Raw genomic sequence first — 23937 nt, 5'->3', positions numbered from 1 at the left:
TACCGCATTCAGAGGACGAAATGCGGGAGTCGTGGCATGGTGTGTCCGTGAACCGGGCCCTGGCCGTGCTGACCCTCGTCGCGTACGTGACGTTGCCGCTCGGCTCGGCCAACTACGAGACGCTCGTGCTGCCGACGCTCTTAGCCGGGCTGGTCTACGCGGCGATCGCGATCGCCGGCTTCCCCTGGGTGCAGAAACACGGGCGCACGTGGGCGATCGTGTACGTCTGCGTTCAGTTACCGCTCGGCTTCACCCTGTTCTCGCTTTCGGGCGCCGCCGTCGGGGCCGTCCTGCTTCTCGTGGTCCTCGTCTGCCACACCGTGTTGCTCCTTCCCCTGCCGGTAGCGTTCGGGGTCGCGGTCGTGATCCCGTTGATCCACCTGCCGATGGCGCCGCTGGACGGGCTCCGCGAGGGGCTCGGGACACTGGCGGTGATGGTCTTCGCCGCCGTGGTGACCGAGTTGGTCGTCCGCGAGAAGCGGGCCCGGGAGGAACTGGCCGAGGCGCATGAACGTCTCCGCGACCAGGCCGCGCAGGCCGAACAACTCGCCACGATCCAGGAGCGCAACCGCGTCGCGCGCGACATCCACGACGGGCTCGGTCACCATCTCACCGTCGTCCAGATGATGTTGCAGGCCGCCCGGGCGGTGATCGGCACCGGCGACACGGAGCGGGCCGACGGGATGCTCGCCAAGGCACAGGACCAGTCGCGCGAGGCGCTGGCGGAGGTCCGGCGGTCGGTGTCGGCGTTGCGGGAGCCGCGCTCCGAACCGCTCGCGGACGCCGTGCGGGCGCTGACGGAGGAGACCTCCGCGGCGGGCGTGCCGACCGGGTTCGAGGTCAAGGGCACCGCGAGGGACACCCGCGCCGACGTGGAGGAGTCGCTGTTCCGGGCGGCTCAGGAGGGACTGACCAACGTGCGCAAGCACGCGCGGGCCACCGCCGCTTCCGTGGTGCTCGACTACGCCGTCACCGATCGAGTCCGGCTCGAGATCCGCGACGACGGTCTCGGGTTCACCGGGGATCCCCCACCGGACAAGGGTTTCGGTCTCGTGGGACTGCGCGAGCGGGTCGCCGGGCTCGGTGGCAGTGTCTCGGTCGACTCAACGGAAGGACACGGCTCGACGCTCACCGTGGAGGTGCCGGGATGAGCGTCCGGGTGCTGATCGTCGACGACCAGGCGTTGTTCCGCGAGGCCCTGGCGACACTGCTGGAGGTCCAGCCGGAGATCGACGTCGTCGGCGAGGCGGGCGACGGCGAGGAGGCCGTCCGGCTCTGCGCCGAACTCCGTCCCGACGTCGCGCTGATGGATCTGCGGATGCCGGTGCTGGACGGTATCGCCGCCACCGTCCGGCTTCGGGCCGAGCAACCGGACGTGCGTGTTCTGGCGTTGACGACGTTCGACGACGACGAGGACGTGTTCGCCGCGTTGCGCGCGGGCGCCGTCGGCTACCTGCTCAAGGACGTCTCGTCGACGCGGCTGGTCGAAGCGCTGGTCGCGGCCCAACGGGGTGAATCGGTGCTGCAGCCCTCGGTCGCGGCGAAACTCGTCGCGCACGTGGCGCGGCTGCCCGCCGAGGCACCCCGGCCGTTGGCGACGCCGCTCTCGGAGCGGGAACTGGAGGTCGTCCGGCTCCTGGCCGACGGCCGCAGCAACCGCGAGATCGCCAAGACGCTGTTCCTCGCCGAAGGCACGGTAAAGAACCTCGTGACGAGCGTCCTGTCCAAGCTCCAGGTGCGGGATCGCACCCAGGCCGCCCTGCGTGCGAAGGAACTCGGCCTGTTCTGAGTGAGGCGCCCGATTGAACGCTTTGCATCCTTTCGCCCGGGGCCAGAGGTGGCGTGCTGGCTTCGTGTCTTGCTGGTGGCGCATGGGGGCTCGCACCGCGACACGGGTGTGACCATTCGCGTCGTGCCTGGCCGGACGACACGCGTGATCAGACGGACGACACGCGTGACTGGATGGACGACACACTCTCGACGCGGGCGAACGCCGGTCACATGACCTCGCGCATGACTTCCGGCACCTGACCCCGTGACCCGCCGCGGCCGAACATTGCTCCCGTCGCACCGACCGAGGGAGCCGAAATGAAGCACACGACCGAACCCAAGACCCGCAAGCAGTCCGTTCTGCACTTCATCCGTCACGCCGTGGAGATGCTGATCGCGATGGTGGCCGGGATGATCGTCCTGGAACCGGTCTGGTCGTTCCTGTGGCCGGGCCTTCCCGGGAACGTGACCGCGAACGCGCTGGTGATGGCGACGAACATGTCGCTCGGCATGGCGCTGTGGATGCGGATCCGGCGCCACGGCTGGGCTTCGATCGCCGAGATGTCGGCCGCGATGTACGTGCCGTATCTGCTGTTCCTGCCGTTCTTCTGGACCGGTCTCGTCCCGGGGGCGACCTTGATGACGGCCGGGCACGTGCTGATGGTGCCCGCGATGCTCGCCGCCATGCTCCGCCGCCGCGCCGAGTACGGGCTCTGACCATGCGATCCTTCATCCGTGTCGCGCTGACCGTGCTGGCGTTCACCGTCGCCGCGCTGGCCCTCCCGGTCACGCTCGGCGCCATCACCCTCAGCGCCAGTTTCGAAAACCGCTACTCGCAGAGAACCGACGGGATCGCGGCGCGCCCGGCCCACCGGCCGCACGATCCCGCGAAACCCACCGCGGTGGTCGTCGTCGGCAACGAGGGTGCCGTCGTCTCGGACGCGCTCGCACCCTACGAGGTCCTGGCGGCGGCCGGCGCGTTCAACGTCTACACCGTCGCGCCGGAGGCCCGGCCGGTCACCCTGACCGGTGGTCTCGACCTGATCCCCGACCTGGATTTCGCCGATCTCGACCGGCTGCTCTCGTCCGCCGCGCCGGACGTCGTGGTGGTGCCCGCGCTGCCGGATCTCGGTGAGCCGACCACACGGCCGGTGACCGAGTGGCTGAAGCGGCAGTCGGCGCGGGGCTCGCTGCTCATGAGCGTCTGCAACGGTTCGGGCGTGCTCGCGACGGCCGGGCTCCTCGACGGGCGCAAGGCCACCGCGCACTGGATCCGCATCGGTGGCTTCGACGCCGAATTCCCCGCCGTGGACTGGATTCGCGGCACGCGCTACGTCGACGACGGGAACATCGTGACCACGGCCGGAATCCTCTCCGGGATCGACGGGGCACTCCGCCTCACCGAGCGCTTCGCCGGCACAGAGGCCGCGCGGAAGGCGGCGGAAGCCGTGGGCTGGGCCCACTACTCCCCCGGCTCCAGCCCGCCGATGGAGCAGAACAGCTTCGAAGCGGCGGACACCGTGGTCGGGTTCAACACCGCCTTCCGGTGGGACAAGCCCATGCGGGAAGTCCTGCTGACGACCGGGATCCGGGAACTGGAACTGGCCGCGGTGTTCGACACCTACGGCCAGTCCCTCGCGGTCGAAACGCGGGCGGTCGGTCTCGACGGCGCGCCGATCCGGTCCCGGCACGGCCTGACCTTCGCGCCGCGCGGCACCCCGGCCACCGGCCTCGACCGGCTGATCGTGCCCGGCGCCGACGCGGCCGCCAGTCACGCCGCCGGGCCCTCACCGGTGTACCTGCACGCCGAACCGGGGTTCCCGTTCGACGCCGTCCTCGAAGACCTGGCCCGCACGACGGACGCCGCGACCACGAGATGGACGACGAGGACGTTGGAGTACCAGCCCGCCCACCTCGCGGTCGGCGGCGAGGCGTGGCCATGGACGGTCACGCTCCGGCCCTTCGGGCTGGCCGTCCTCGGCCTGCTCGCCGCCTTCGGGATCCGCGCCGTCAGCCGGCGATTCGCGGGCCGGGGCCCGTTTCCCGGACGACGCGGTAGCGGGGATTAGCGCTGACCAGTGATTCGGCCTTGCCGGGCAGGCCGTCGAGTGCCGCTTGGATGGCCGCGAGCCGTCCGGCGGTATCCGACGTCTCTTCGAAATTCCGGTAGTCCGCTTCACTCGCCCAGCTGACGACGTTCACGACCCTTGTCCCGTCCACGCTCGCGTGGAAGCGGGCCGAAACGTAGCCCGGGTAGAACCGGACCCAACGGTCCTGGATCTCCGCGAACGCCTCCACCAACGCCGCCTGGGTCTCCGGTCCGTCGACCGCGTACTCGATGATCGAGTAGAAACCTTTGTCCTCGCCCATGTTCACTCCTTGACGCGATTCGGTGAACACCAGGCTTCACCCTCCACCTAACTGGAGATCAAGTGCGGCCCGCCTCGTGGGCGACGATCGCCAGCTGGATCCGGTTGGTCAGGTCGAGCCGGGTCAGCGCACTGGAAACGGTCGCCTTGATACTCGACCGGGAAAGATGCAGCCGTTCGGCGATCTCCGCGTTGCTCAGTCCCTCCGCGACCGCGTGCGCGACATCACGTTCCCGCTCGGTCAGCAGGTCCATCCGGTTTCTCGCGGTTCCGCGATCCGGGCCCCGCCGCGCCGCCATCGCGATCACGGTCCGGGTCACCTCCGGCGACAGCACCGGTTCGCCTGCCGCCGCGCGCCGGACCGCCTCGACGATCTGCTCCGGCGGAGTGTGTTTCAACAGGAATCCCGCCGCGCCCGCCCGTAAGGCCGCGAGCACGGTCTCGTCGGCGTCGAAGGTCGTGAGGATGACCACGGCGGGTGCGTGCTCCCCCGTTCGCCCGGCGAGCGAGGCGGTGGCGGCGATCCCGTCGAGTACCGGCATCCGGATGTCCATCAGCACGACGTCCGGCCGCAGCCGGGTCACCGCGCCGGCGACGTCGGCACCGTCGGCCGCCTCACCGACGACCTCGACGTCGACCGCGCCGCCCAGCATGAGCCCGAGTCCAGCGCGCACGAGAGGATCGTCGTCGACCACCAGTACCTTGATCACGGCGCACACGGTATCCGTGCCCGCACTCGGAACTTCCCGTCGCTGATCTCCCTGCTCAGCTCCCCGCCGTGCAGCGCGATCCGCTCGGCGAGCCCGACCAGTCCCGCGCCCGCGCCGGGGATCTCGCTCGTGGTGACGCCGATCGGTGCGGCGTTGGCCACCTGCACCAGCACCTCCCCCGTCGCGGAGCCGCTCACCAGCACGTCGACGGCCGCACCGGGAGCGTGTTTCCGCGCGTTCGTCAGTCCTTCTTGGACGATGCGGTAGATCGTGCGCTGTACCTGCGGTCGCAACTCACCGAGTCCCTCGGCGAAATCGGCCCGCACCTGCTGTCCGCTGAGGCGGGCTTCGTCGACCAGAGCGGGCAGCCGGGCCACCGTCGGCTGCGGTGCCTCGCGGCCGTCCTCGCCGTCGGGCCGCTGACGCAGCAGGTCGAGCACCTCGCGCAGTTCGTCCAGCGCCTGGTGGGCGTTGGACCGCACGACCGCGACGACGTCTCGGACTTCGGCCGCCGAAGGTTCCGGCGCCGCACCGCGTTCCGCCTGCGCCGTGCGGTACTCCAGCGCCCCGGCGTGCACCGCGAGCAGCGAGATCCGGTGCGCGAGGACGTCGTGCATCTCGCGCGCGATCCGCTGGCGTTCGGCCAGGCGGCTCTCCTCCAGTTCACGGCCGTGCGCCCGCCGCTCGGCGTCGGCGCGCATCCGCAACGCCAGCACGACCTGACGGCGGGCGCGCACGCCGATCCCGGCCGTCACCACGAGCGCCGCCCCGAGGACCAGGCTGATCAGCCAGGGCAGGGGTTGCGCGGCCGCTCCGGGGAAGTACGCGTGGATGTACGGGACGCTGATCAGCACCGCCACCGACGTGATCGGCACCGCCGCCTTCCAGCCCCGGTGCAGGGCGAGGGAGAACAGCAGCAGGATCATCGCCGCCGCCGCGGTGTTCGCGAGCGCCCCGGCCGTCGCGGCCAGGACACCGCCCGTCACCGGGAACCGCCGTCGCCACCACAGCGCCAGGCAGACGATCCCGCCCAGGACCGCGTCGGCCACCTGCGTCCAGCTCGGCAGCCCGAGCACGTCGGGAAGGACGAAATACCGGAACTCGAGGAACCAGACGAGGGCCGCGACCGCGAACATCGTCACGTCCACCGCCCAGTCGCGCGGCGTGCGCGTCCTGGACCACTCCCCCGGCTCGTCGGCACGGGCGAGCTCACCGGGCAGCATCCAGCGGTCCACCGTCACGGCCATCCTCGCAGTGTAGATACCGACAGACCGGACAAGTGGCCACGATCTTCCTGGTCACCCGGCCATCGAGCCGGCCCCGTCGGCCGAAGCGGCGCGCGTACCCCGCGGTCATCGTGGACCCATGCTGAGCGAACCGGCGCCCGCCCTGCGACTCGACGGGCTGACCAAGACGTTTTCCGGGAAGACCGCCGCCGACCACGTGGGGCTCACCGTGCCGCCCGGATCGCTGACCGGGCTGGTCGGCCCGAACGGCGCGGGCAAGACCACCTCGCTGGCGATGGCCGTCGGGTTGCTGCGCCCCGATTCGGGGAGCGCGCTGGTCCACGGGGTCGACGTCTGGGCCGAGCCGGCCAGGGCGAAGACCATGCTCGGTGTCCTGCCCGACGGCCTCGCCCTGCCCGAACGCCTGACCGGCGCCGAACTGCTGACCTACTGGGGGCTGCTCCGGGGCATGGACGCCGCCGTCGTCCGGTCACGGGCGGCCGAACTGCTGCGGATCCTCGAACTCGAAGAGGCCGAGGATCGGGGGGTGCTCGTCATCGAGTACTCGACCGGGATGCGGAAGAAGATCGGTCTGGCGACGGCACTGCTGCACGCGCCGAAGGTGCTCGTGCTCGACGAACCGTTCGAGGCCGTCGACCCGGTTTCGGCGCGGGTGCTGCGGGCGATGCTGCTGCGGTTCGTCGCGGCCGGCGGCTCGGTCGTCCTCTCGTCGCACGTGATGTCGCTGGTCGAGGAGCTGTGCGATCGGGTGGCGATCATCGCGGACGGACGTGTCGTGGCGAGCGGCACGCTGGCCGAGGTCCGGGGCGATTCGACGCTCGAAGACGTGTTCGTGCGACTCGTCGGCGAGCGTTCGGTCGGAGCGGAGGACCTGCTGTGGTTGGCGACCTGATCCGGCTGAAACTCGCGATCCAGCGGCATACGCACAGCTGGAAACGAGCGCTCGGCCTGCTCGCCGGGGTCCTGGCGGCCGCGGCGACCTGGGCGGCCGTGTTCCTCGCCGAACCGGCCTCCCGCACCGACGTGCTGCTGCTCGTCCTGGCTTGCTGGACGGCGGGCTGGCTGATCGGCCCCGTCCTCACCTCCGGCGCCGCGATGCTGCGCCCGGAGTACTTCACCCTGCTGCCGCTCGCGCGGCGCGGGCTCGGAGCCGGGCTCCTGGCGTCCGCGTTCGCCGGCGTCGGCGGTGCCGTGACCGCGATCGCGGCGCTGGCGCTGATCCCGTACGCCTTCGCCACGGCGACCGGCGGGACCGCGATCGCCTCGGTCGCCGTGGCCCTCGTGGGCGCGGTGCTCCTGGTCGTGTTCGTGGTGGCGCTGTCCCGGACCGTCTACGCGTTGCTGGGCGCCGCGATGCGCACCCACCTCGGCGTTGAGCTCGCCGCGGTCCAGTACGGCCTGCTGCTGTCGTCGATGACGGCGGGCTGGGCCGTGGTGCGGCCGGTGCTGGACTCGGTCCCGGTGTTCCTGCGCGACGGTTTCGGCACCGTCCCCGCCCGCGCGGCGCTGGAGTGGACGCCGTTCGGGCTTCCGCTGCGCGCCGTCGGCGAGATGGCGGCGGGACGGCCGTTGCCCGCGCTGGGTTCGCTCGCGTTGCTCGCCGGCGCGACGGCGGCCGTGACGACGGCCGCGATCGCGCTGCTGACCCCGCATGTCGGCGCCCGCACCGCACGACGTCGTCGCCGTCCCCTCGGCAGCCGCGTGCTCACCCGAACCCGGCTGCTCCCCGCGAGCCCGCTCGGCGCCGTCGTCGGCAAGGAACTCCGTACCTGGTGGCGGGATCCTTGGCGGAGCCTGGAGGTCCGCTCGGCCATCTGGTTCGGGGTGTTCATCGCGGTCTACGGCGCGATCGCCGGAGTGCCCGAGATCGCCGGGCTCGCCGGTGCCGCCGTCGCGCTCACGGTGGCGCTCAGCGGCGCGAACCTCTACGGCCAGGACGGCACCGCGCTGTGGCAGCTCGTGGTGGCCGAGAGCCCGGCGACCGTGCGTGCCGACATCCGAGGCCGCCAGATCGGCATCACCGTCCTCTTCGGACTGCCCGCACTGGTCCTGTCCGCGGCGATGATGGCCGTGACGGGGATCTTCACCTACGCGGTGCCGATCCTCGCGGTGCTGATCGCGCTGCTCGGGGTCGGCTGCGGTACCGCGGTGGTGATGTCGGTGCTCGGCGCGACTCCCGGCGTCGACCCGCACCGGCGCGTCGACGCCACGGACGCCGGCGAGAACACGGCCGGGATCTTCGCGGCGTTCCAGATCCAGCTGTGGGCGACCGCGCCGACGTCCGGGATGGCCGCGATGCTGACCTTCGCGGGTGATTCGCTACCGGACTGGTTCGGGGCAGCGACGCTCGCGGTTGCGCTGGTCAACGCCGTCGCCGGAGCCTGGCTCGGGGGAGCCATCGCGACCCGGCGGCTGGCGACGCGGCTGCCCGAGACCTTCGGGAAACTCCGGCAAAGCTGATGGATCGGGCACATTGCTCCTACCGGCCCTGGTGGAAGGGGCGACCACTCGACGAGGATCGCCCGATGCGCGACAGCAAGACATTCGGCCTGATCGCCCGTGGCGGGCTCGTCTGTTACGCGGTCGTGCACCTGCTCGTCGCCTGGCTCGCGGCGCAGGTCGCCCTCGGCGACAGGGCGAAGGCGGACAAGGCGGGCGCATTGCAGATGGTGGTCGCCGAGGGCGGTGCGTGGCTGCTGTGGCTGATCGCGGCCGGTCTCGCCGTCCTGGCGTTGTGGCAGCTCAGCGAGGCGATCACCGGGCACCGGCACGTCAAGGCACGGCGGCGGACCGTGCGCAGGATCGTCAGCGGGATCGAGGTCGTGCTGTACGGCCTCGTGTCCTACAGCGCGGTGAAGATCGCCCTCGCGGGCGCCGACGACGGGCAAGGTTCTCTCGTCGCCGGGATCCTCGCGGAGTCGTACGGACCGGTTCTGGTCACCGCCGCCGGGATCGCCGTCGTCGCGGTGGCCGTGTTCCTCGCCCAGCGCGGAGTCCGGAAGACCTTCGTGCGGGAGCTCGACTTCGGCGGCGTCTCCGGCCATACCCGGACCACGACGATCCGGCTCGGGCAGATCGGCTGGATCGCACTCTCCGCCGCGTACGGCACCATCGGCGTGCTGACGGTCGTCGCCGCGGTCACCTTCGACCCGGCCAAGGCGAGCGGCCTCGACGCCGCGTTGAAGACTCTCTCCGCCCAGCCGTACGGCCGTCCGATGCTCCTCGCGCTCGCGGCCGGGATCGCCGCGTTCGGCGCCTTCGCGCTGCTGGACGCGCGTTTCCGCAAGATCTGATCTGCCCGCCGACCCGACCTGTGGCACCGTGAACGACGTCTGGAGGTCGTGATGGCAGGTGTGATCGACTCGATCCGCGAGCGCGGCGAAGACGACCGTCAAGCGCGGATCGTCGAAGTGCTGGTGGAGGCCTTCGAGGACCTCATGCGCGCGAACGCCGACGCGTTCCGCCGCAAGTTCCGCAAGATGGCCGCCGCCCCGTTCGCCTTCTACCGGGGTTCGGCGTGCCTGTTCTACGCGGACATGGCCCACGAGGAGGACCCGTGGGCGAACGCCGAGACCAGTCGCGTGTGGATCCAGGGCGACCTGCACGCCGAGAACTTCGGCAGCTACATGGATTCGTCCGGGACGCTGGTGTTCGACGTCAACGACTTCGACGAGGCGTACCTCGGCTGCTTCACCTGGGACCTCAAACGTCTCGCCGCCAGTGTCGCGCTGCTGGCGTGGAGCAAGGCGATCTCCGACGCCGACATCGAGAAGCTGATCGGCACCTATCTGCGCGCCTACGTCAAACAGGTCCGCGAGTACGCCGAGCGTCCCGGCGACGAGCTCGTCCGCCTCCAGCTGGACAGCACCGAGGGTGCGCTGCACGACGTCCTGCTCAGGGCCCGGCTGAAGACGCGGATCGATCTGCTCGACGAGCTGACCACTGTGGAGGATTACGACCGCAGGTTCCGGCACGGGCCCGGCGTCCGGGTCCTCGACGAGGCCGAGCACGAGATCGCGACCAGGGCCTTCGAGTCCTATTTGGACACGATCCCGGAGAACAAGCGGTTCGGCAGCATCACCTACCGGGTCAAGGACATCGTCGGCCGGACCGGGTTCGGCATCGGCTCGGCCGGGCTGCCCGCGTACAACATCCTCGTCGAAGGCCGCACCCAGGCACTCGAGAACGACGTCGTCCTGTCGATGAAACAAGGCAACGTCGCGGCGCCGAGCCGGATCGTGTCCGAGGAGAGCATCCGCGGCTACTTCACCAACGAGGGGCACCGCACCGCCGTCTCGCAGCGCGCGTTGCAGGCGCACGCGGATCCCTGGCTGGGACATACGGAGATCGACGGGACGGGGTTCGTCGTATCGGAGCTGTCGCCCTACGTCGACGACCTGGACTGGTCGGATCTGACCGAACCGTCGGAGATGGGTCCGGTCCTCGACTACCTCGGCCGCGCCACCGCGAAGATGCACTGCGTGTCCGATTCGGACTCCGAGCAGACGCTCGTCGATTTCCAGAGCGAAGCGGCCATCGCCGAGGTGATCGGCGACCGCGAGGAGGAGTTCGTCCGCACGCTGACCGAGTTCGGGATGGCCTACGCCGAGCAGTCACGAAACGACCACCGGTTGTTCGTCGATGCCTTCCGCGGCGGGAAGATCCCCGCCGTCCGGCCTGCCGCCGAGGGCTGACCGGACGACGGGGAACGCGCTACTCGCGGAGACCGATCGCCTCGATCGGCTTCGACCGCAAGGCCACGCGGGTGGCGAGGCCGAGCGACAGGACGCCCAGCAGGATCGCCCCGGCGACGACGCCGCCGAAGACGGTGATCGTGCCGGACGGGAGCGGCGTGCCGCGCAGGCCGAGGTTCAGCAGTACCAGCGGAACCCCCGCCACCACGGTCCCCAGCAACGCCGCGACACCGACGGTCGTCAGCGCTTCGAACCGCATCATCCGCACGACCTGGCGTTTCGACGTGCCGATCAGGCGCAGGAGCGCGAACTCCCGGGAGCGCTGCGCCGTGCTCATCACCAGCGTGTTCGCCACCGAGATGACGACGTAGCCGAGGATCACGCCGACCGCGACCAGGTTCACGTAGAACTGGGCCTGCTGCTGCCCGCCCGCGGGAGCGGCCACGGACGATCCCGGTGTCACGGCCAGTCCCGGGTAGCGGGTCGCGAGATCGTTCAGCGCGGCGGTCACGGTCGCGGCGTCCGCGTCGGGCTGTTGTCGCACCAGCACCGCGTCGTCCATCCGATCGCCGGTGTGTGCCCTGGCGAGGTCCGCGGGCAGCACGTAGCGGCCGAAGGCCTGGTCACGGGTGTAGGTGGCGACCAGCCGCAGTTTGGCCGGGGCACCGTCTCCGAAGTAGAACTCGACCTCGTCGCCGACCTTCTTCTCGTACCAGCCGGCCTCCGATTCGCTCATCGCGACGGTGTTCCCGGTCAGGTCGGTGATCTTGCCCGACACGACGCCCAGTTCGAGGTTCCCGCGGATCTGCGAGCCGTCCAGTCCTTGCGCCGCGTACCGCTCGACGCGCATGCTGTCCTGTTCCTGCACCGTGTTGATCACCTCGGTGCGGACGACCGGGGTCGCGGCGGCGACGCCGGGGATCCGCCGCGCCGCCTCGGCGACCTCCGGCGAGAGCCCGCCCGTGCCACTGGCGAGCACGTGGTCCGCGGTCGTCGACTCGACGGTCTCTTCCTGGCGTGCGGCGGCCGCGGAGGTCTGGCTGTAGAACATCGTCAGCGCGAACGAGACCGCCAGCATCACCGGCGTCACCGCGGCGGCGAGGCGGCGCGTGTTGGCCTGGCTGTTCGCCGCGGCGAGGTAACCGCTGATCCGCGACGTCCGGTTGAGCACCGGAGCGATCAGCCGTGTCATGACGGCGACCACCTTCGGGCCGACCACGGCCAGCCCGATCACGATGATCAGCGACGAACTTCCCGAAGCCGCGAGTCCCGCGTCACCGCTGAGAAAGATCGGGACCATCGATCCGCCGAGGCCGGCCACCACCAGCGCACAGCCGATGATGACGCGCACGCGCCCGAGTTCACGCCGCTCCACGGCGGCCTCGCCGAGCGCCTCCACCGGGCGGATCGACGACGGGCGCCGCGACGCCGACCAGGCGGCCAGACGCGCCGTACCGAGGCCGAGCAGCAGCGCGGCGACGAGCGGGATCGGGCTGATCGCCAGTTCGAAGTCCGGCGGGATCACGCCGATGGCGCCGAACGCGTTCCTCAGCCCGTATCCCACGGCCACGCCGAGGCCGCTGCCCAGTACCCCGGCTCCCACCGCCACGATCATCGTCTCGGCGCCGATGAGCTTGCGGATCTGCTGGGGGGTCGCCGCGATCGCCCGCAGCAACGCGAACTCCCGGCGCCGCTGGTTGATGACCAGCGCCAGCGTGCTGGCCACGACGAACACCGCGATGAGGAGCGCGAAACCGCCGAACGAGCCCGCGAGCGCCATCAGCAGCATCCGCGTCTGGCTGACGTCGAGGAACTCGACCGTGCTGCGCTCGACGCCGGTCGTCACCGTCACCTTGTCGGTGCCGACCGCGTCACGGATCCGGTCGGCGAGGTCCCCCGGCGTGACCCCCGGGTCCGCCAGCACACCGATCGCGTGCGCCTGGCCGGGTGTCCCGGCGAGTTCGGCGGCCTTCTCCGGCGAGAAGAACACCGCGGATTGCCGGGCGAGGCCGTCGCCCGACTTCGGAGCGGCGATACCGGAGACCCGGAACTCCACCGGAGCCGAGCGGACGGCGATCTTCACCCGCTGACCGGCCGACACCCCGCTCCGCGCCGCCAGAGCCGCGTCCAGGACGACCTCGTCGGCACCCGCGGGCGCACGTCCGTCACGCAGCGAGAACGGCGCCAGCGCCGCGGCGTCCCAGTTGTGCCCCAAGGACTGGCCGCCTTCTGGCCCGTTCAGCACCTGGCCGTCGGCTGTCACCACGTGCGCCGGGAAGCTCTGCTCCGCCACCACGCCGCGGACCCCCGGCACCGCGGAGATCACCCCGGCGAGGCTCACCGGCACCGAAGCCTGCTCGGCGACCTGCTGGGTCTCGAGCGGACCGGCGCCCGGCGGGTCGACCGTCTGCTGACCGCCGACGACGACCGCCGCGTCCGCGTACCGCTGTGTCGGGACACCCGCGCGCAGACCGGATTCCATCAGGATGCCGCAACCGGCGACCAGCGCCGTCCCGCAGAGGATCGCGACGAACGCGCCGACGAAACCGCTCAAGCGGGTCTTCGTCGTCTGCCAAGCCAAATCCCACATGACGTCACCACTCCCCGAGGTGGGTCATGCGCTCGGCGACCCGTTCCGGAGTCGGCTCCGGGAGGTGGCCCGCCAGCTTGCCGTCGGCGAGGAACAGCACGCCGTGCGCGGCCGAAGCCGCGACCGGATCGTGGGTGACCATCAGCACGGTCTGCCCCATACCGTCCACAATGGAGCGAAGCAGGTCGAGGACCTGGCGCGCGGTGCGCGTGTCCAGTGCACCGGTCGGTTCGTCGGCGAGGACGACCTCGGGCCGGGTGATCAGCGCGCGGGCGATCGCGACCCGCTGCTGCTGACCGCCGGAGAGCTCCGACGGGCGGTGTTCGAGCCGCTTCGCGATCCCGACTCCCTCGACGATCTCGCGCAGCCACTGCGGATCGGGCTTCTTCCCGGCCAGCCGCATCGGCAGCGTGATGTTCTGCAGCACGTTCAACGACGGCAACAGGTTGTAGGCCTGGAAGATGAACCCGATCCGGGTCCGCCGCAGCTCGGTGAGCGCTTTCTCGCGCAGCCTGTTCAGTTCCGTGTCCCCCAGCAGCACCCGGCCGGAGCTCGGCTTGTCCAGCCCTGCGGCGCAGTGCAGGAAGGTGCTCTTGCCCGATCCCGACGGTCCCATCACCGCGGTGAACGAGCCCTTGCGCACCTCGACGGTCACCCCGTTCAAGGCCGTGACCGCGCCGTCGCCGGATCCGTAGACCTTGCTCACGGACTCCAGCGTCAAGGCGCGTGTGCCCCCTGAATTCATCATTTCCCCTTAACCGGTGGTGATCTCTCTCGATGAAACCTACGGCCGGAGAGGGCTCGGATCGATCCCGCGTGAGGGAAGACTCGTGGTAGCGCTGGCACCACCATGACGCAGGTCACGTCGACGATATCGACGGCCTGCGAGCGGTGTACCCGTTCGCCTTCTCCAGCGCGTGCGCGATTCCGAGCGCGCGCAGGTCGGCGTGACGTGCCGTGACCACCTGGACCCCGACCGGCAGTCCGTCGCCGGTGAAGCCCGCCGGGACGGCGGTCGCCGGGCATTCCGTGGCGGAGATCAGGTAGGCCGCCCGCATCCAGTGCAGGTAATCCTCCACTTCGGACCCGCCCACCGTCTTCGGGTATTCCAGTTCCGCGTCGAACGGAAGTGCCTGGCTGGCGGGAAGAACGACGGCGTCCACAGTGGTGAAATAGGCGCGGACACGGTGGAAGAGTTCGGTGCGCAGCCGGATGGCCGTCGCGACGTCGGTGCCGGTGAGCGCGCGTCCTTTCGCGACATTCCAGTGGATGGCCTGCTTCACCTTGTCCGGCGCGCCGTCGACGAGGTCACCGACTCCCTGCGCGTAGTACAGGGCGCGGAAGGTCTGGAAGACCTCCTCGGCCCCGGTCAGGTCGGGACAGCCGGTGACGACATCGGCACCGAGGCCGCGCAGCACGTCCACCTGGGCCTCCACGATCGCCGCGACCTCGGCGTCGACGGGCACCCGGCCATCCAGATCGGGTGAGACGGCGATCCGGAGGCCGTCCAGCCGGATCGGCAATCCGTCGGCGAACACGGCGCCGGATTCGGGCAACGACAGCGGCGCGCGCTCGTCCGGTCCGGCCTGGACGGACAGCAGCAGGGCCGCGTCGGCGACTGTGCGCCCCATCGGACCTTGGACGCCGAGGGTGAACCAGGCGTCTTTCGCCGGCCACGCGGGGACTCGGCCCGGGCTCGGCCGGTGGCCGACGACATTGCAGAACGAGGCCGGATTCCGCAGCGATCCACCCATGTCGCTTCCGTCGGCCAGCGACGTCAGCCCCGCCGCGAGCGCGGCGGCGGCGCCTCCGCTCGAACCGCCCGCGGAGCGGTCCGGCGCGTAGGGGTTGCGGGTCAGGCCGAAGACCGGGTTGAAGGTGTGCGAACCCGCGCCGAACTCGGGAACGTTCGTCTTGCCGAAGACGATCGCTCCGGCCGCCCGCATCCGGGCGACGACGAGCTCGTCCGCGTCGGGCACGTTGTCCTCAAACGCGGGCGAGCCGAAGGTGGTGCGCATCCCGGCTGTCGCGTGGAGATCCTTCACGGCGAGCGGGAGCCCGTGCAGGGGCCCGAGCGGCCGCCCAGCCGCCTGCGCTTCGTCGGCCGCCGCGGCGGCGGCCCGTGCCCTGTCCTCGTCGATGCTGACGACGGCGTTCAGCACCGGATTCAGCTCCGCCACGCGGTCGAGGGTGGCGTCGAGCAGCTCCCGCGCCGACAACTCGCCGGAGGCGAGCATCCTGGCCTGGATGGTGGCGGGCAGATCGTTGATCGCGCTCACGCGCGGACCTCCTCGATGTCGGGGGCGGGGTAGGGAAAACCTTCAGCCGGGGAACAGGTTCCTCCACTTGGCGCCGTACCTGGACCTTCCTACCTTGGGACGAACGTTGCCGGGAGGGGTGCAACGTCGACCGTCCGTCACCGTTCAAGGAAGAGCGCGCATGACAGCATCCACCGCTCCATCCAAGACCACCTCCGCCCAGACCCGCAGGCTCGCGATCGGCGCGGGCGCCGGAACCTCACTGGAGTTCTTCGACTTCTCGATCTACACGGTCGCCTCCGCGCTGGTCTTCCCGAAGGTGTTCTTCTCCGGCGACACCGATCCCTGGTTCGCCTCGTTCATGAGCCTGGCGACCTACACGATCGGCTACGTCGTCGCGCCGCTGGGCGCGATCGTGATGGGCTGGGTCGGCGACCGTTACGGCCGCCGCCGCGCCATGCTCATCACCTTCTACCTCATGGGCGCGGCCACCGTCCTGATGGGACTGCTGCCCGGCTACGCCACGATGGGTGTGGCCGCGCCGCTGCTGCTCGTCCTGTTGCGCCTGGTGCACGGGTTCTCCCGCGGCGGGGAACTGGGTGGCGCGTCGGTGCTCGCCGTGGAACACGCGCCACCGTCACGGCGCGCGGCGTTCGGCGCGTTCGTCGCCCTGGGGTCGCCGGTGGGTGCGCTGCTGGCGAACCTGGCCTTCGTGCTGATCTTCTACTTGCCGCCGGGGGTGATCACCAGCTGGGGCTGGCGGATTCCGTTCATCGCGGGCGCGGTCGTCCTGGCCATCGGTGTCTGGGCGCGGCGTGCCCTCGAGGAATCGCCCGTGTTCCACGAGCTCGCGGCCAGCAAACTGGACGAGAAGATCGTCAAACTGCCGATCTGGAACGTCATCCGGGACAACTGGGGCAAACTGCTGCTCGCCGCGGGCGCGAACACCGGACTCAACGGCGTCATGTTCGTCCTGGCCGGGTTCATGCTCTCCTACGCCGCCGGCCCGGCACCGAAGGGCCTCGGCCTGGACATCCAGGACGTGCTGTGGGGCACCTTGCCCGGCCTCGCGCTCCACGCGGTCACGGTGGTGCTCGGCGCCCGGCTCTCCGACAAACTGGGGCGCAAACCCGTGATGCTCGCGTCGGCCGTCGCGGTACTGGCCTACATGTTCCTGCTGTTCCCGATCGCGCGGACCGGCACGCTGACCGCATGGGCGCTCGCCATCGCCGTCGGTTTCGCCCTCACCGGGTTCCTGTTCGGCCCGCTGATCACCTACCTGACGGAGCTGTTCACGCCCGAACAACGGCAGTCCGGCGCCGGGCTGGCCTACCAGCTCGGCGCGGTGCTCGGCGGTGGCCTCGCGCCGTCGATGGCGAACCGGCTCATCGAATGGACCGGCTCATCGACGTCGGTCGGCTACTACCTCGCCGGCGGGATGGCGCTGACCGTCGTCTGCCTGCTGGCCCTTCCCGAAACCGCACCAGTGAGGACCCGCCGATGAAGGACGAACTCGCCGAACTGCGTTACCGCGTCGAAGTGCTGGAGGCCGAGGCCGAGATCCGCCGGATCCAGGCCCGCTACATGTTCCTCTGCGACACCCCATGCCCCGAGTACGGCGTCACCGGCGACGACCACCGCATCGAGCTGATCCTCGAGCTGTACACGGAGGACGCCGTGTGGGAGGGCGTCGGCGAGTACTACGACGGGCAGTTCGGCCGCGCGGCGGGCAAGGACCGGATCCGGGCGCATTTCGAACGGTTCTGGGGTGAGAAGCGGGAGCCGGCGCTGGTCCTCAACGCGCATTACCTGACGTCGGAACAGATCCACGTCGACGGCGACCGGGCCGAGGGGCAATGGATCCACGTCCAGCCGTGGCTGTACGCCGACGGCACCGGCCTGCTGCGATCCAGCAGGCTCAACAACGCGTTCCGGCGCCAGGACGGCCGCTGGCTCATCACCCGCACGCGGACCGAGAACGTCTTCATCGCTCCGCTGCCCGGGGGTTTCGCGTCGGACTTCCCGGCGTCGTCGGTGCTGATGGCGCCAGGCACGGTGCCCGGTCCGTGAAGGCCTCCTTGAGGGACTCTGGGTCCCTCAAGGAGGCCTTCACGGACTCGACAATCGTCACGTTTGCCCCATGGGCGCCGGCAGTCGCAGCAGGTGTGCGTGACTGGACGGACGACGCGCGTGTTGGGATGGACGACACGCGTGACTGGACGGACGACTCTCGGCTGAGCTCCGGGCGCGGCCGTGTCGTCCATCCAGTCACGCGTGTCGTCCGCCTGATCACGCGTGTCGTCCAGTCCGTCACGGGACGTCGCTTGGCAGGCTTGTGAGCGGTAAGCACGGTTCCAACCGTCCGTACCACTCACGAGGCCGAATCGCGCCTAGACGGTGACTTGGTGCTGAAGGACGTCCCGCACCAGGGTGCCGAGGCTGTCCGACCCGGTTTTGGCCTTGATCCGCGCCCGGTGCACATCGACGGTCTTCACACTGGTGCCCAGTCGGCGCGCGATCAGCTGGCTGGGCAGACCGTCGATCACCAGCCGGAGCACCTCCCGCTCCCGCGGGGTCAGGGTCGCGATCCGTTCGGCGACGGCTTTGCGGCAAGCCGCCGCCGAGAACCGTTCCGCCGCGACCACCAGCTGTGCCTGCACGACCTCCAGCATCCGCTGCGGCTCGTACGGCTTTTCGAGGAAGTCCACGGCGCCCAGCCGGAGCGCCCGCACCGACATCGGGATGTCACCGTGCGCGGAGCAGAAGATCACCGGGGCCGGGAATTCCCGCGCGACGAGTTTCTCCTGCAGCTGCAATCCGCTGAGCCCCGGCATCCGGACGTCGATGATCAGCACGCTCGGCTCGTCGGGGTCGAACTCCTCCAGGAACGTCGGCCCGTCCGGATAGACGAGCGCCTGGATGCCGACGCTCTCCAGCAGGAACACCAGGGATTGGCGGATGGCCTCGTCGTCGTCGACGATGTAGACCACCGGCGACGTCTCGCCGCCGGGCGCGGAATCGGTGGTGACCATGGAGAGCTCCTTACCATGAATCCCCGGCGAGCACCCGCTCCACCCAGCAGGCGTGTCCGAGCAGTTCGGCATCCCCGCCGTGACGGCCGACGAGCTGAAGCCCGAGCGGCAGACCCGCCGTGTCGGTGAACCCGGGCAGCGCGACCACGGGCAGGCCGAGCGCCTGCCAGCCCCGGCTCAGCAAGGGATTCCCGGTCGCGTCCAGTCCTCGCGGCGCCGCGCCGGGCGCGGCCGGGCCGAGTACGACGTCGTAGGAGCCGAGCACCTCGGCGAGCCGGACAGCGCCGTCGGCGATGGTGGCGCGGGCACTTTCGTACTCGTCGGACGAGGTCGCGGCACCGGTGCGGAGCAGCTGCGCCAACGGAACGCTCAACCGCTCGGCCACGGCGAGCTCGGCGGCCCTTTCGCGGGCCGCTTCGTAGGCCATCACCACAGGATGGGCGGCGGTGAGGTCGACCATCAACCGTTCGTCGAGGAAAGCCGAGACGGTCGCCCCCGCCTCCCGCAGCCGCTTCGCCGCTTGTGTCACGGCGTTCTGCATCGGCGCTTCGACGACGTCGAGCGCGTCGGCGGCCCACACCAGGATCCGCGGCGGCCGAGGTTCCGGATCGGGATCGGCGGTCAGCGCCGACCAGGCCGTCGCGAGGTCGGAGACAGTGGCCGCGAAGACACCGTGACTGTCCAAGCTGGGGCTCAGTCCCGTCACCCCGGTGACCGGATACCGGCCATGGCTCATGACCAGCGACGCGACCCCGCAGTACGACGCCGGTCTGGTGACCGATCCCGCGGTCTGCGAGCCCAGCGCCAGCGGAACCTGCCCGGACGCGACGGCGGCGGCCGATCCACTCGACGAGCCGCCCGGGGTATGACCGGGAGCCGCGGGATTGCGGGTCGGGCCGGGGGCGAAGAACGCGAACTCGGTGGTGACCGTTTTCCCGAGCGGCACGGCGCCGGCCGCGCGCCACGCGGTCACGATCGCCGCGTCCGAGGTCGCCGGAGCGGTTTCCGCGCGCAGCGCCGAACCGCAGCGGGTCGGCACGCCCGCCAGATCGATGATGTCCTTGACCCCGAGCGGCACACCCGCGCCCGGCAGGAAGTCCGTCCGGTCGACCCAGGCGTGCAGCTCCGCTTCCGTCTCGGCAATCCGGGCCGATGCCCGCTTCGAAGCCGCCTCCGGGGTGGTCCGCCCCTCTCGCAGATCCCGGACGAGTTCCCGCAGCGACCACGGGCGCGCGAGTCTCATCGCTCCTCCCAAGCGGCGTCCGCTTCCCAAAAGTCCACGCCGCCGGCGCTCACCCCGTGCCGCCACTCCGAGGTACGCCTCAGCAGGGGCTCGACCCGCGCGGTCACCTCGTCGGCGGCGTCGGGACCGTCGGCCGCGACCTGCCAGTGGACCCACTCCAGTTCGCGGCCCTCGGCGTCGTGCACGAACAGGTCCACATGACGCCAGCCGTACCCGTGGTTGTCGTTGTAACACATCAACGTGGTGCGCTCGGTCATGGCGCGATCCGGTGGAATTCGCGGCGGAAGTAGGCGAGACCCCCGGCGTCCTCGTTGACGAAAACCTCCTCGACCTCGACGAAGAGCACGGTGTGCGTGCCTTGCGTGAACTCGGCGCCGACCCCTCCGATCAGGACGGCGGCCGCGTCGCGGACGACGGGGATGCGGAACCGGTCGTGATCCCAGACGTCGAACCGGAACCGGTCGAGCATCGGCACGTCCGTCGCACCGGCGAACTGCAGGGCGAGGTCCTTGTGCTGGGACGCCAGGACGTTGATGGCCATCCGCCCGTTCGTGCGGAAGATGTCGTGCGTGTAACTCGACTGGTTGACGCAGACCAGCAGGGTCGGCGGCGAGTCGGTGACCGAGCAGACCGCGCTCACCGTGATGCCGGCGCGGCCGCTGACGCCGTCGGTGGTGACGATGTTGACAGCCGTCGAAAGGTTCGCCATCGCCGCGCGAAACCGTCGCTGGGTCGTGGTCAGCTCATCGGGCATACCTCGACGCTAGAGCCGTGGCCGAAACCGGCGATATCCCGAGTTCCACCGCGCCGCCTGAGGATTTCCCTTACGTGGCCAGCGGCAGCGCGAACCCGAACCGGGAACCACCGCCGTCGCGCCGCTCGGCCCAGATGCTTCCGTGCTGCCGCGTGATGATGCGGTGGCTCAGCGCCAGCCCGATACCGCTGCCGCCGGGTTTGCTGGTGAACGACTCGGCGAAGGGATCCCTGGCGACGCCGCGCCCGTGATCGTCCACGGTGAGGACGCCGACGCCCTCCTTGGCGCGGGTGCCCACCGTGATCCGCCGTTGCACGGGTTCGCATTCCGCGGTCTCGTCGATCGCGTTGAGGCACAGGTTCATCACCACCTGACCGGTGAGGACGCGTTCGCACCGCACCAGCACCGGCGCCGGATCGAGCCGGACGCGGACCTCCACGGCGTGCGGCGCGGCGCTCAGCTCGATGAAGTACAGGCATTCCCGGACGATCTCGTTGAGGTCGACCATCTGCTCGACCTGCTCCAGATGCCCGACGAAGGACCGCAGCGAACCGACGATCTCCTTCGCCCGGTCGATCTGGCGGGCGACGCTGTCCAGGCCGTATCCCATCTGCTCACGCACGTCACCGCCGGTCGCGATCGTGGCGGCCCGCGCGCGGATGCCCGCGATGAAGTTCGCGGCGGCGGCCAGCGGCTGGCCGAGTTCGTGCGCGATCGCCATCGCCATGTCGCCCATGGCGTTGTAGCGCGCCAGATAGTTCTCGTGCCGTAGTTCCAGCTCTCGCCGCGCTTCGCCACGCACCCGCTCGGAGACGTCGTGCAGGATCATCAGATAGGCGTCGACCTCGGACTCCGACAGCCGCTCCAGGCTCCCTTCCAGCCAGGTCGCGTTCTCCCCCGGCAACTCCAGCTGCACCGGCCCAACCGGATCCGCGCCGGCCACCACCTCGGTCCAGCGCACCGGCCTGCCGCCCAGATGCAGCCGCGCGTACGCGGTCAGCGGCTCCCCGGCCAGCCGATCGTCGTCGCCGGTCAGGCCGAGGAAGGTCAGCGCGCTGTCCGTGGCGAACCGCACGGCTCCGGCGGCGTCGAGCATGAACGCCACGGTCGAGGTGTGCCGGGCCAGCGCGTCGACGTACGACGTCGTCAGCTTCAGCTCGCGTTCGACCTCCTCCGCGCGCTGGATGTCGCGGAACTGGACCATCACCGCGGGTCCCCGCTCCAGCTCGACCCGGATGGCCACCGCGTCGGTGGGGATCACGCGGCCGGATTTGCTCCGGTAGTGCCACACGATCCGGCTCGACCCGTGTTCCACCGCGGCCTGCAGCCAGGCTCGGCCGATGACCCGGTCGTACTGCTGCGCGGAACTGCTCATGTGGTTGGCCTTGAGCGGGCGCAGCTCCGAAAGGCTGAATTCGAGCATCTCGCACGCGGCGGGATTGGCCCACAGGATGTTCTTGGTCGCCGCGTCGTGGACGAGCACGCACACCTTCGAGGCGTTCATCATCGCCACGAAGTCGCTGGTGGCCAGCTCCGGCGCAATCGGATCGACCTGCACGGCCTCAGCATAGGAGTTCGCCGCCGGGCCCTCCGGTAAGGATTTCCCCTACCTCCCTGCGTGGGAATCCCCGGCCGTCGGCAGGCAATGACCAATGGCCACGCCCGGCGGCGATCCCTAGCGTCGGAGACATCTTCCCTACGACGCGAGGAGCGCCAGATGGCCCAGATCCAGGAGAGCCCGGCCACGACGCTCGAGGATGTCCTGGCCGAACTCCTCGAGCGCCGTCAGGAGTTCCGCGACCAGCGCCACGTGCCCCGCGACTTCGTCACCCGGCTCAAGGAAGCGGGCGTCTACCGCTCCGCGACGCCCGAACGGTTCGGCGGCGAGCCCCTTCCCCCTGCCGACTTCCTCCGGATCGTCGAGCGGATCTCCGTCGTCGACGGATCCACCGGCTGGGTGGCCAGCTTCGGTTCCGCGCTGGTCTATCTCGCGGCGCTGCCCGTCGAGACGCAGGCCGAGTTGTACGCCGACGGTCCGGACGTGTGCTTCGCCGGCGGTCTCTTCCCCGTGCAGCGGGCCGAACCCACCGCCTCCGGCTTCCTTGTCGACGGCCGCTGGAAGTTCGCGAGCGGTTGTATGGGCGCCGACATCCTGGGCGTCGGGATCCCCGGTGACGACACGACCGCCGGAAAGCCGCGCACCGCGCTGCTGCGGCCCGAACAGGTCAAGATCATCCAGGAGTGGGACGTCGTCGGGATGAAGGGCACCGGTTCCTTCGACCTGGTCGTCGACAAGGTCGAGGTCCCGCGCGAGTGGACGTTCATCCGCGGTGGTGAACCCACCATCGACGAGCCGCTGTACCGCTACCCCACCCTCGCCTACGCCTCCCAGGTGCTGGCGGTCGTCGGCGCGGGGGTCGCCCGTGCGGCGCTCGACTTCGCGACCGAGGTCGGCAGCGGCCGTTCGGGTGTCACGGGCGCGCCGAAACTCGCCGACCGCGCCTACTACCGGACAGGGCTCGCCGAGGCCGAAGCGACGATGCGGTCGGCGCGGGCGTACTTCTACGAGGTCACCCAGGAGGCTTGGCAGACCGTGCTGGACGGTGACCCCGCGACGCCGGAGCAGAACGCGCATCTCCGCCTCGCCTCGACCCATCTCGCGAAGACCGCCGCGGAGACCGTCAACAGGGTCATCGGCCTGTCCGGTACCGGCGCCATCGCCAACGACCACCCGCTGCAGTGGCTGCTCGGCGACGCCCTCGTCCCGCAGCAGCACGCCTTCCTGGGGCCGGCCATGTACGACGCCGCGGGTGCCGTGCTGATGGGGCATCCGCCCACCGTTCCCGGCTTCCAGTGACCACCACCGACCGCTGACGAGGAGTTGGACCACCACCATGAGCGCTACCCCGCTGCGCGTGCTGTTCTGCATCGGTATCAACCAGAACTTCTTCGACCTTCCCGAAGGCGGCGTCGCCGCCGGCGACGTCTGGACCGCCTTCGTCGCGCTGATGGACGGCATCAAGGGCCTGCCCGGCGTGGACTTCATCGGCGACATCGACGACGACTCGCATATGGTCGGCCCGTCCGACGGCTGGCCGTGGACGTGCTACCTGCTCTGCGACGTCGACACGCAGGAAACCGTCAAGCAGGCGTGTGACTTCCTGCGCTCCACCCCGGTCGGTGACAGCCCGTGGAAGCTGTGGAAGTACGCCAAGATCGAAGCGCGCATCGGCCGCGCCCTCACTCCGCGCGAATACCGGGGCTGATCGC

Annotated in this window: 23 protein-coding genes; 12 read left to right on the top strand and 11 right to left on the bottom strand. The window is 70.3% G+C overall.

Annotated features, from left to right (window positions below):
- The first annotated feature begins 47 nt into the window (after nt 1-47).
- The 4 genes from ACZ3HL_RS33570 (at nt 48) to ACZ3HL_RS33555 (ending at nt 3839) form a co-directional block, all read left to right on the top strand.
- Nucleotides 48-1151: a sensor histidine kinase gene (locus ACZ3HL_RS33570; protein ID WP_465535347.1), complete on the top strand. Its 1104-nt coding sequence runs from the start codon at nt 48-50 to the stop codon at nt 1149-1151.
- A complete protein-coding gene (locus ACZ3HL_RS33565; RefSeq protein ID WP_465535346.1) occupies nt 1148-1789 on the top strand; it encodes a response regulator in 642 nt (213 codons plus the stop codon). Before ACZ3HL_RS33570 ends, ACZ3HL_RS33565 begins: the two co-directional genes overlap by 4 nt.
- A gap of 299 nt (nt 1790-2088) precedes the next feature.
- Nucleotides 2089-2487 carry a hypothetical protein gene (locus tag ACZ3HL_RS33560; RefSeq protein ID WP_465411467.1) on the top strand — a complete coding sequence of 133 codons (399 nt, stop codon included), beginning with the start codon at nt 2089-2091 and terminating at the stop codon, nt 2485-2487.
- 2 nt (nt 2488-2489) lie between these two features.
- Entirely contained in the window at nt 2490-3839 is a 1350-nt protein-coding gene (locus ACZ3HL_RS33555) for a DJ-1/PfpI family protein (RefSeq protein WP_465535345.1), read from the top strand.
- Here ACZ3HL_RS33555 and ACZ3HL_RS33550 read toward each other — a convergent pair.
- From ACZ3HL_RS33550 to ACZ3HL_RS33540, 3 genes are read right to left on the bottom strand one after another with little or no spacing between them, the layout of a single operon-like run.
- The gene (locus tag ACZ3HL_RS33550; RefSeq protein WP_465411471.1) at nt 3781-4140 is read right to left on the bottom strand and encodes an antibiotic biosynthesis monooxygenase family protein; all 360 of its coding nucleotides are present in this window, start codon (nt 4138-4140) and stop codon (nt 3781-3783) included. The genes ACZ3HL_RS33555 and ACZ3HL_RS33550 overlap by 59 nt on opposite strands.
- A 58-nt stretch (nt 4141-4198) precedes the next feature.
- On the bottom strand, nt 4199-4849 hold the full coding sequence (locus ACZ3HL_RS33545; RefSeq protein WP_465535344.1) for a response regulator: 651 nt from the start codon (nt 4847-4849) through the stop codon (nt 4199-4201).
- Nucleotides 4846-6096 (bottom strand): sensor histidine kinase, encoded by a 1251-nt coding sequence (locus ACZ3HL_RS33540; RefSeq protein ID WP_465411474.1) that lies wholly within the window; start codon nt 6094-6096, stop codon nt 4846-4848. The genes ACZ3HL_RS33545 and ACZ3HL_RS33540 overlap by 4 nt, the downstream gene beginning before the upstream one ends.
- A gap of 118 nt (nt 6097-6214) precedes the next feature.
- On the opposite strand from ACZ3HL_RS33540, the gene ACZ3HL_RS33535 reads away from it, so the two are divergent.
- From ACZ3HL_RS33535 to ACZ3HL_RS33520, 4 genes are all read left to right on the top strand, one after another.
- Entirely contained in the window at nt 6215-6988 is a 774-nt protein-coding gene (locus ACZ3HL_RS33535) for an ABC transporter ATP-binding protein (RefSeq protein ID WP_465535343.1), read from the top strand.
- Complete coding sequence (locus tag ACZ3HL_RS33530; RefSeq protein ID WP_465535342.1) at nt 6973-8556, top strand: hypothetical protein; 1584 nt, start codon at nt 6973-6975, stop codon at nt 8554-8556. Before ACZ3HL_RS33535 ends, ACZ3HL_RS33530 begins: the two co-directional genes overlap by 16 nt.
- A gap of 65 nt (nt 8557-8621) precedes the next feature.
- Nucleotides 8622-9389: a DUF1206 domain-containing protein gene (locus tag ACZ3HL_RS33525; RefSeq protein ID WP_465411477.1), complete on the top strand. Its 768-nt coding sequence runs from the start codon at nt 8622-8624 to the stop codon at nt 9387-9389.
- Nucleotides 9390-9440: 51 nt separating this feature from the next.
- Nucleotides 9441-10790, top strand: coding sequence for a DUF2252 domain-containing protein (locus tag ACZ3HL_RS33520; RefSeq protein ID WP_465411478.1), 1350 nt, complete (start codon nt 9441-9443; stop codon nt 10788-10790).
- A gap of 19 nt (nt 10791-10809) precedes the next feature.
- Here ACZ3HL_RS33520 and ACZ3HL_RS33515 read toward each other — a convergent pair whose 3' ends face one another.
- From ACZ3HL_RS33515 to ACZ3HL_RS33505, 3 genes are all read right to left on the bottom strand, one after another.
- Nucleotides 10810-13380 (bottom strand): FtsX-like permease family protein, encoded by a 2571-nt coding sequence (locus ACZ3HL_RS33515; protein WP_465535341.1) that lies wholly within the window; start codon nt 13378-13380, stop codon nt 10810-10812.
- A 4-nt stretch (nt 13381-13384) separates the two neighbouring features.
- Nucleotides 13385-14125: an ABC transporter ATP-binding protein gene (locus ACZ3HL_RS33510; RefSeq protein ID WP_465535389.1), complete on the bottom strand. Its 741-nt coding sequence runs from the start codon at nt 14123-14125 to the stop codon at nt 13385-13387.
- A 115-nt stretch (nt 14126-14240) separates the two neighbouring features.
- Entirely contained in the window at nt 14241-15659 is a 1419-nt protein-coding gene (locus tag ACZ3HL_RS33505) for an amidase (RefSeq protein ID WP_465535340.1), read from the bottom strand.
- Between the two features lie 160 nt (nt 15660-15819).
- Here ACZ3HL_RS33505 and ACZ3HL_RS33500 point away from each other — a divergent pair, with 160 nt between their 5' ends.
- Together ACZ3HL_RS33500 and ACZ3HL_RS33495 are read left to right on the top strand one after the other, a co-directional pair.
- Nucleotides 15820-17142 carry an MFS transporter gene (locus ACZ3HL_RS33500; protein ID WP_465535339.1) on the top strand — a complete coding sequence of 441 codons (1323 nt, stop codon included), beginning with the start codon at nt 15820-15822 and terminating at the stop codon, nt 17140-17142.
- Complete coding sequence (locus ACZ3HL_RS33495; protein ID WP_465535338.1) at nt 17139-17708, top strand: nuclear transport factor 2 family protein; 570 nt, start codon at nt 17139-17141, stop codon at nt 17706-17708. The genes ACZ3HL_RS33500 and ACZ3HL_RS33495 overlap by 4 nt, the downstream gene beginning before the upstream one ends.
- 320 nt (nt 17709-18028) lie before the next feature.
- Here the strand turns inward: ACZ3HL_RS33495 and ACZ3HL_RS33490 are convergent, their stop codons facing one another.
- From ACZ3HL_RS33490 to ACZ3HL_RS33470, 5 genes are all read right to left on the bottom strand, one after another.
- Nucleotides 18029-18670, bottom strand: a complete 642-nt coding sequence (locus tag ACZ3HL_RS33490; protein ID WP_465535337.1) for a response regulator transcription factor — start codon at nt 18668-18670, stop codon at nt 18029-18031.
- 10 nt (nt 18671-18680) lie between these two features.
- Nucleotides 18681-19913, bottom strand: a complete 1233-nt coding sequence (locus tag ACZ3HL_RS33485; RefSeq protein WP_465535336.1) for an amidase — start codon at nt 19911-19913, stop codon at nt 18681-18683.
- Entirely contained in the window at nt 19910-20170 is a 261-nt protein-coding gene (locus tag ACZ3HL_RS33480) for a hypothetical protein (protein WP_465411487.1), read from the bottom strand. Before ACZ3HL_RS33480 ends, ACZ3HL_RS33485 begins: the two co-directional genes overlap by 4 nt.
- A complete protein-coding gene (locus ACZ3HL_RS33475; protein WP_465411488.1) occupies nt 20167-20667 on the bottom strand; it encodes a flavin reductase in 501 nt (166 codons plus the stop codon). The genes ACZ3HL_RS33480 and ACZ3HL_RS33475 overlap by 4 nt, the downstream gene beginning before the upstream one ends.
- 70 nt (nt 20668-20737) lie before the next feature.
- The gene (locus ACZ3HL_RS33470; protein WP_465535335.1) at nt 20738-22225 is read right to left on the bottom strand and encodes a PAS domain-containing sensor histidine kinase; all 1488 of its coding nucleotides are present in this window, start codon (nt 22223-22225) and stop codon (nt 20738-20740) included.
- Between the two features lie 159 nt (nt 22226-22384).
- Between ACZ3HL_RS33470 and ACZ3HL_RS33465 the strand changes: the two genes are divergently transcribed.
- Nucleotides 22385-23524: an acyl-CoA dehydrogenase family protein gene (locus ACZ3HL_RS33465; protein ID WP_465535334.1), complete on the top strand. Its 1140-nt coding sequence runs from the start codon at nt 22385-22387 to the stop codon at nt 23522-23524.
- A gap of 37 nt (nt 23525-23561) precedes the next feature.
- Nucleotides 23562-23933 (top strand): hypothetical protein, encoded by a 372-nt coding sequence (locus ACZ3HL_RS33460; protein WP_465411493.1) that lies wholly within the window; start codon nt 23562-23564, stop codon nt 23931-23933.
- The last annotated feature ends 4 nt before the right edge of the window (nt 23934-23937 follow it).

The sequence above is a fragment of the Amycolatopsis sp. NPDC000009 genome, assembly GCF_055563465.1.
Note: the sequence above shows the minus strand (reverse complement) of the source record. Positions and strands in the feature narration are given on the sequence as shown.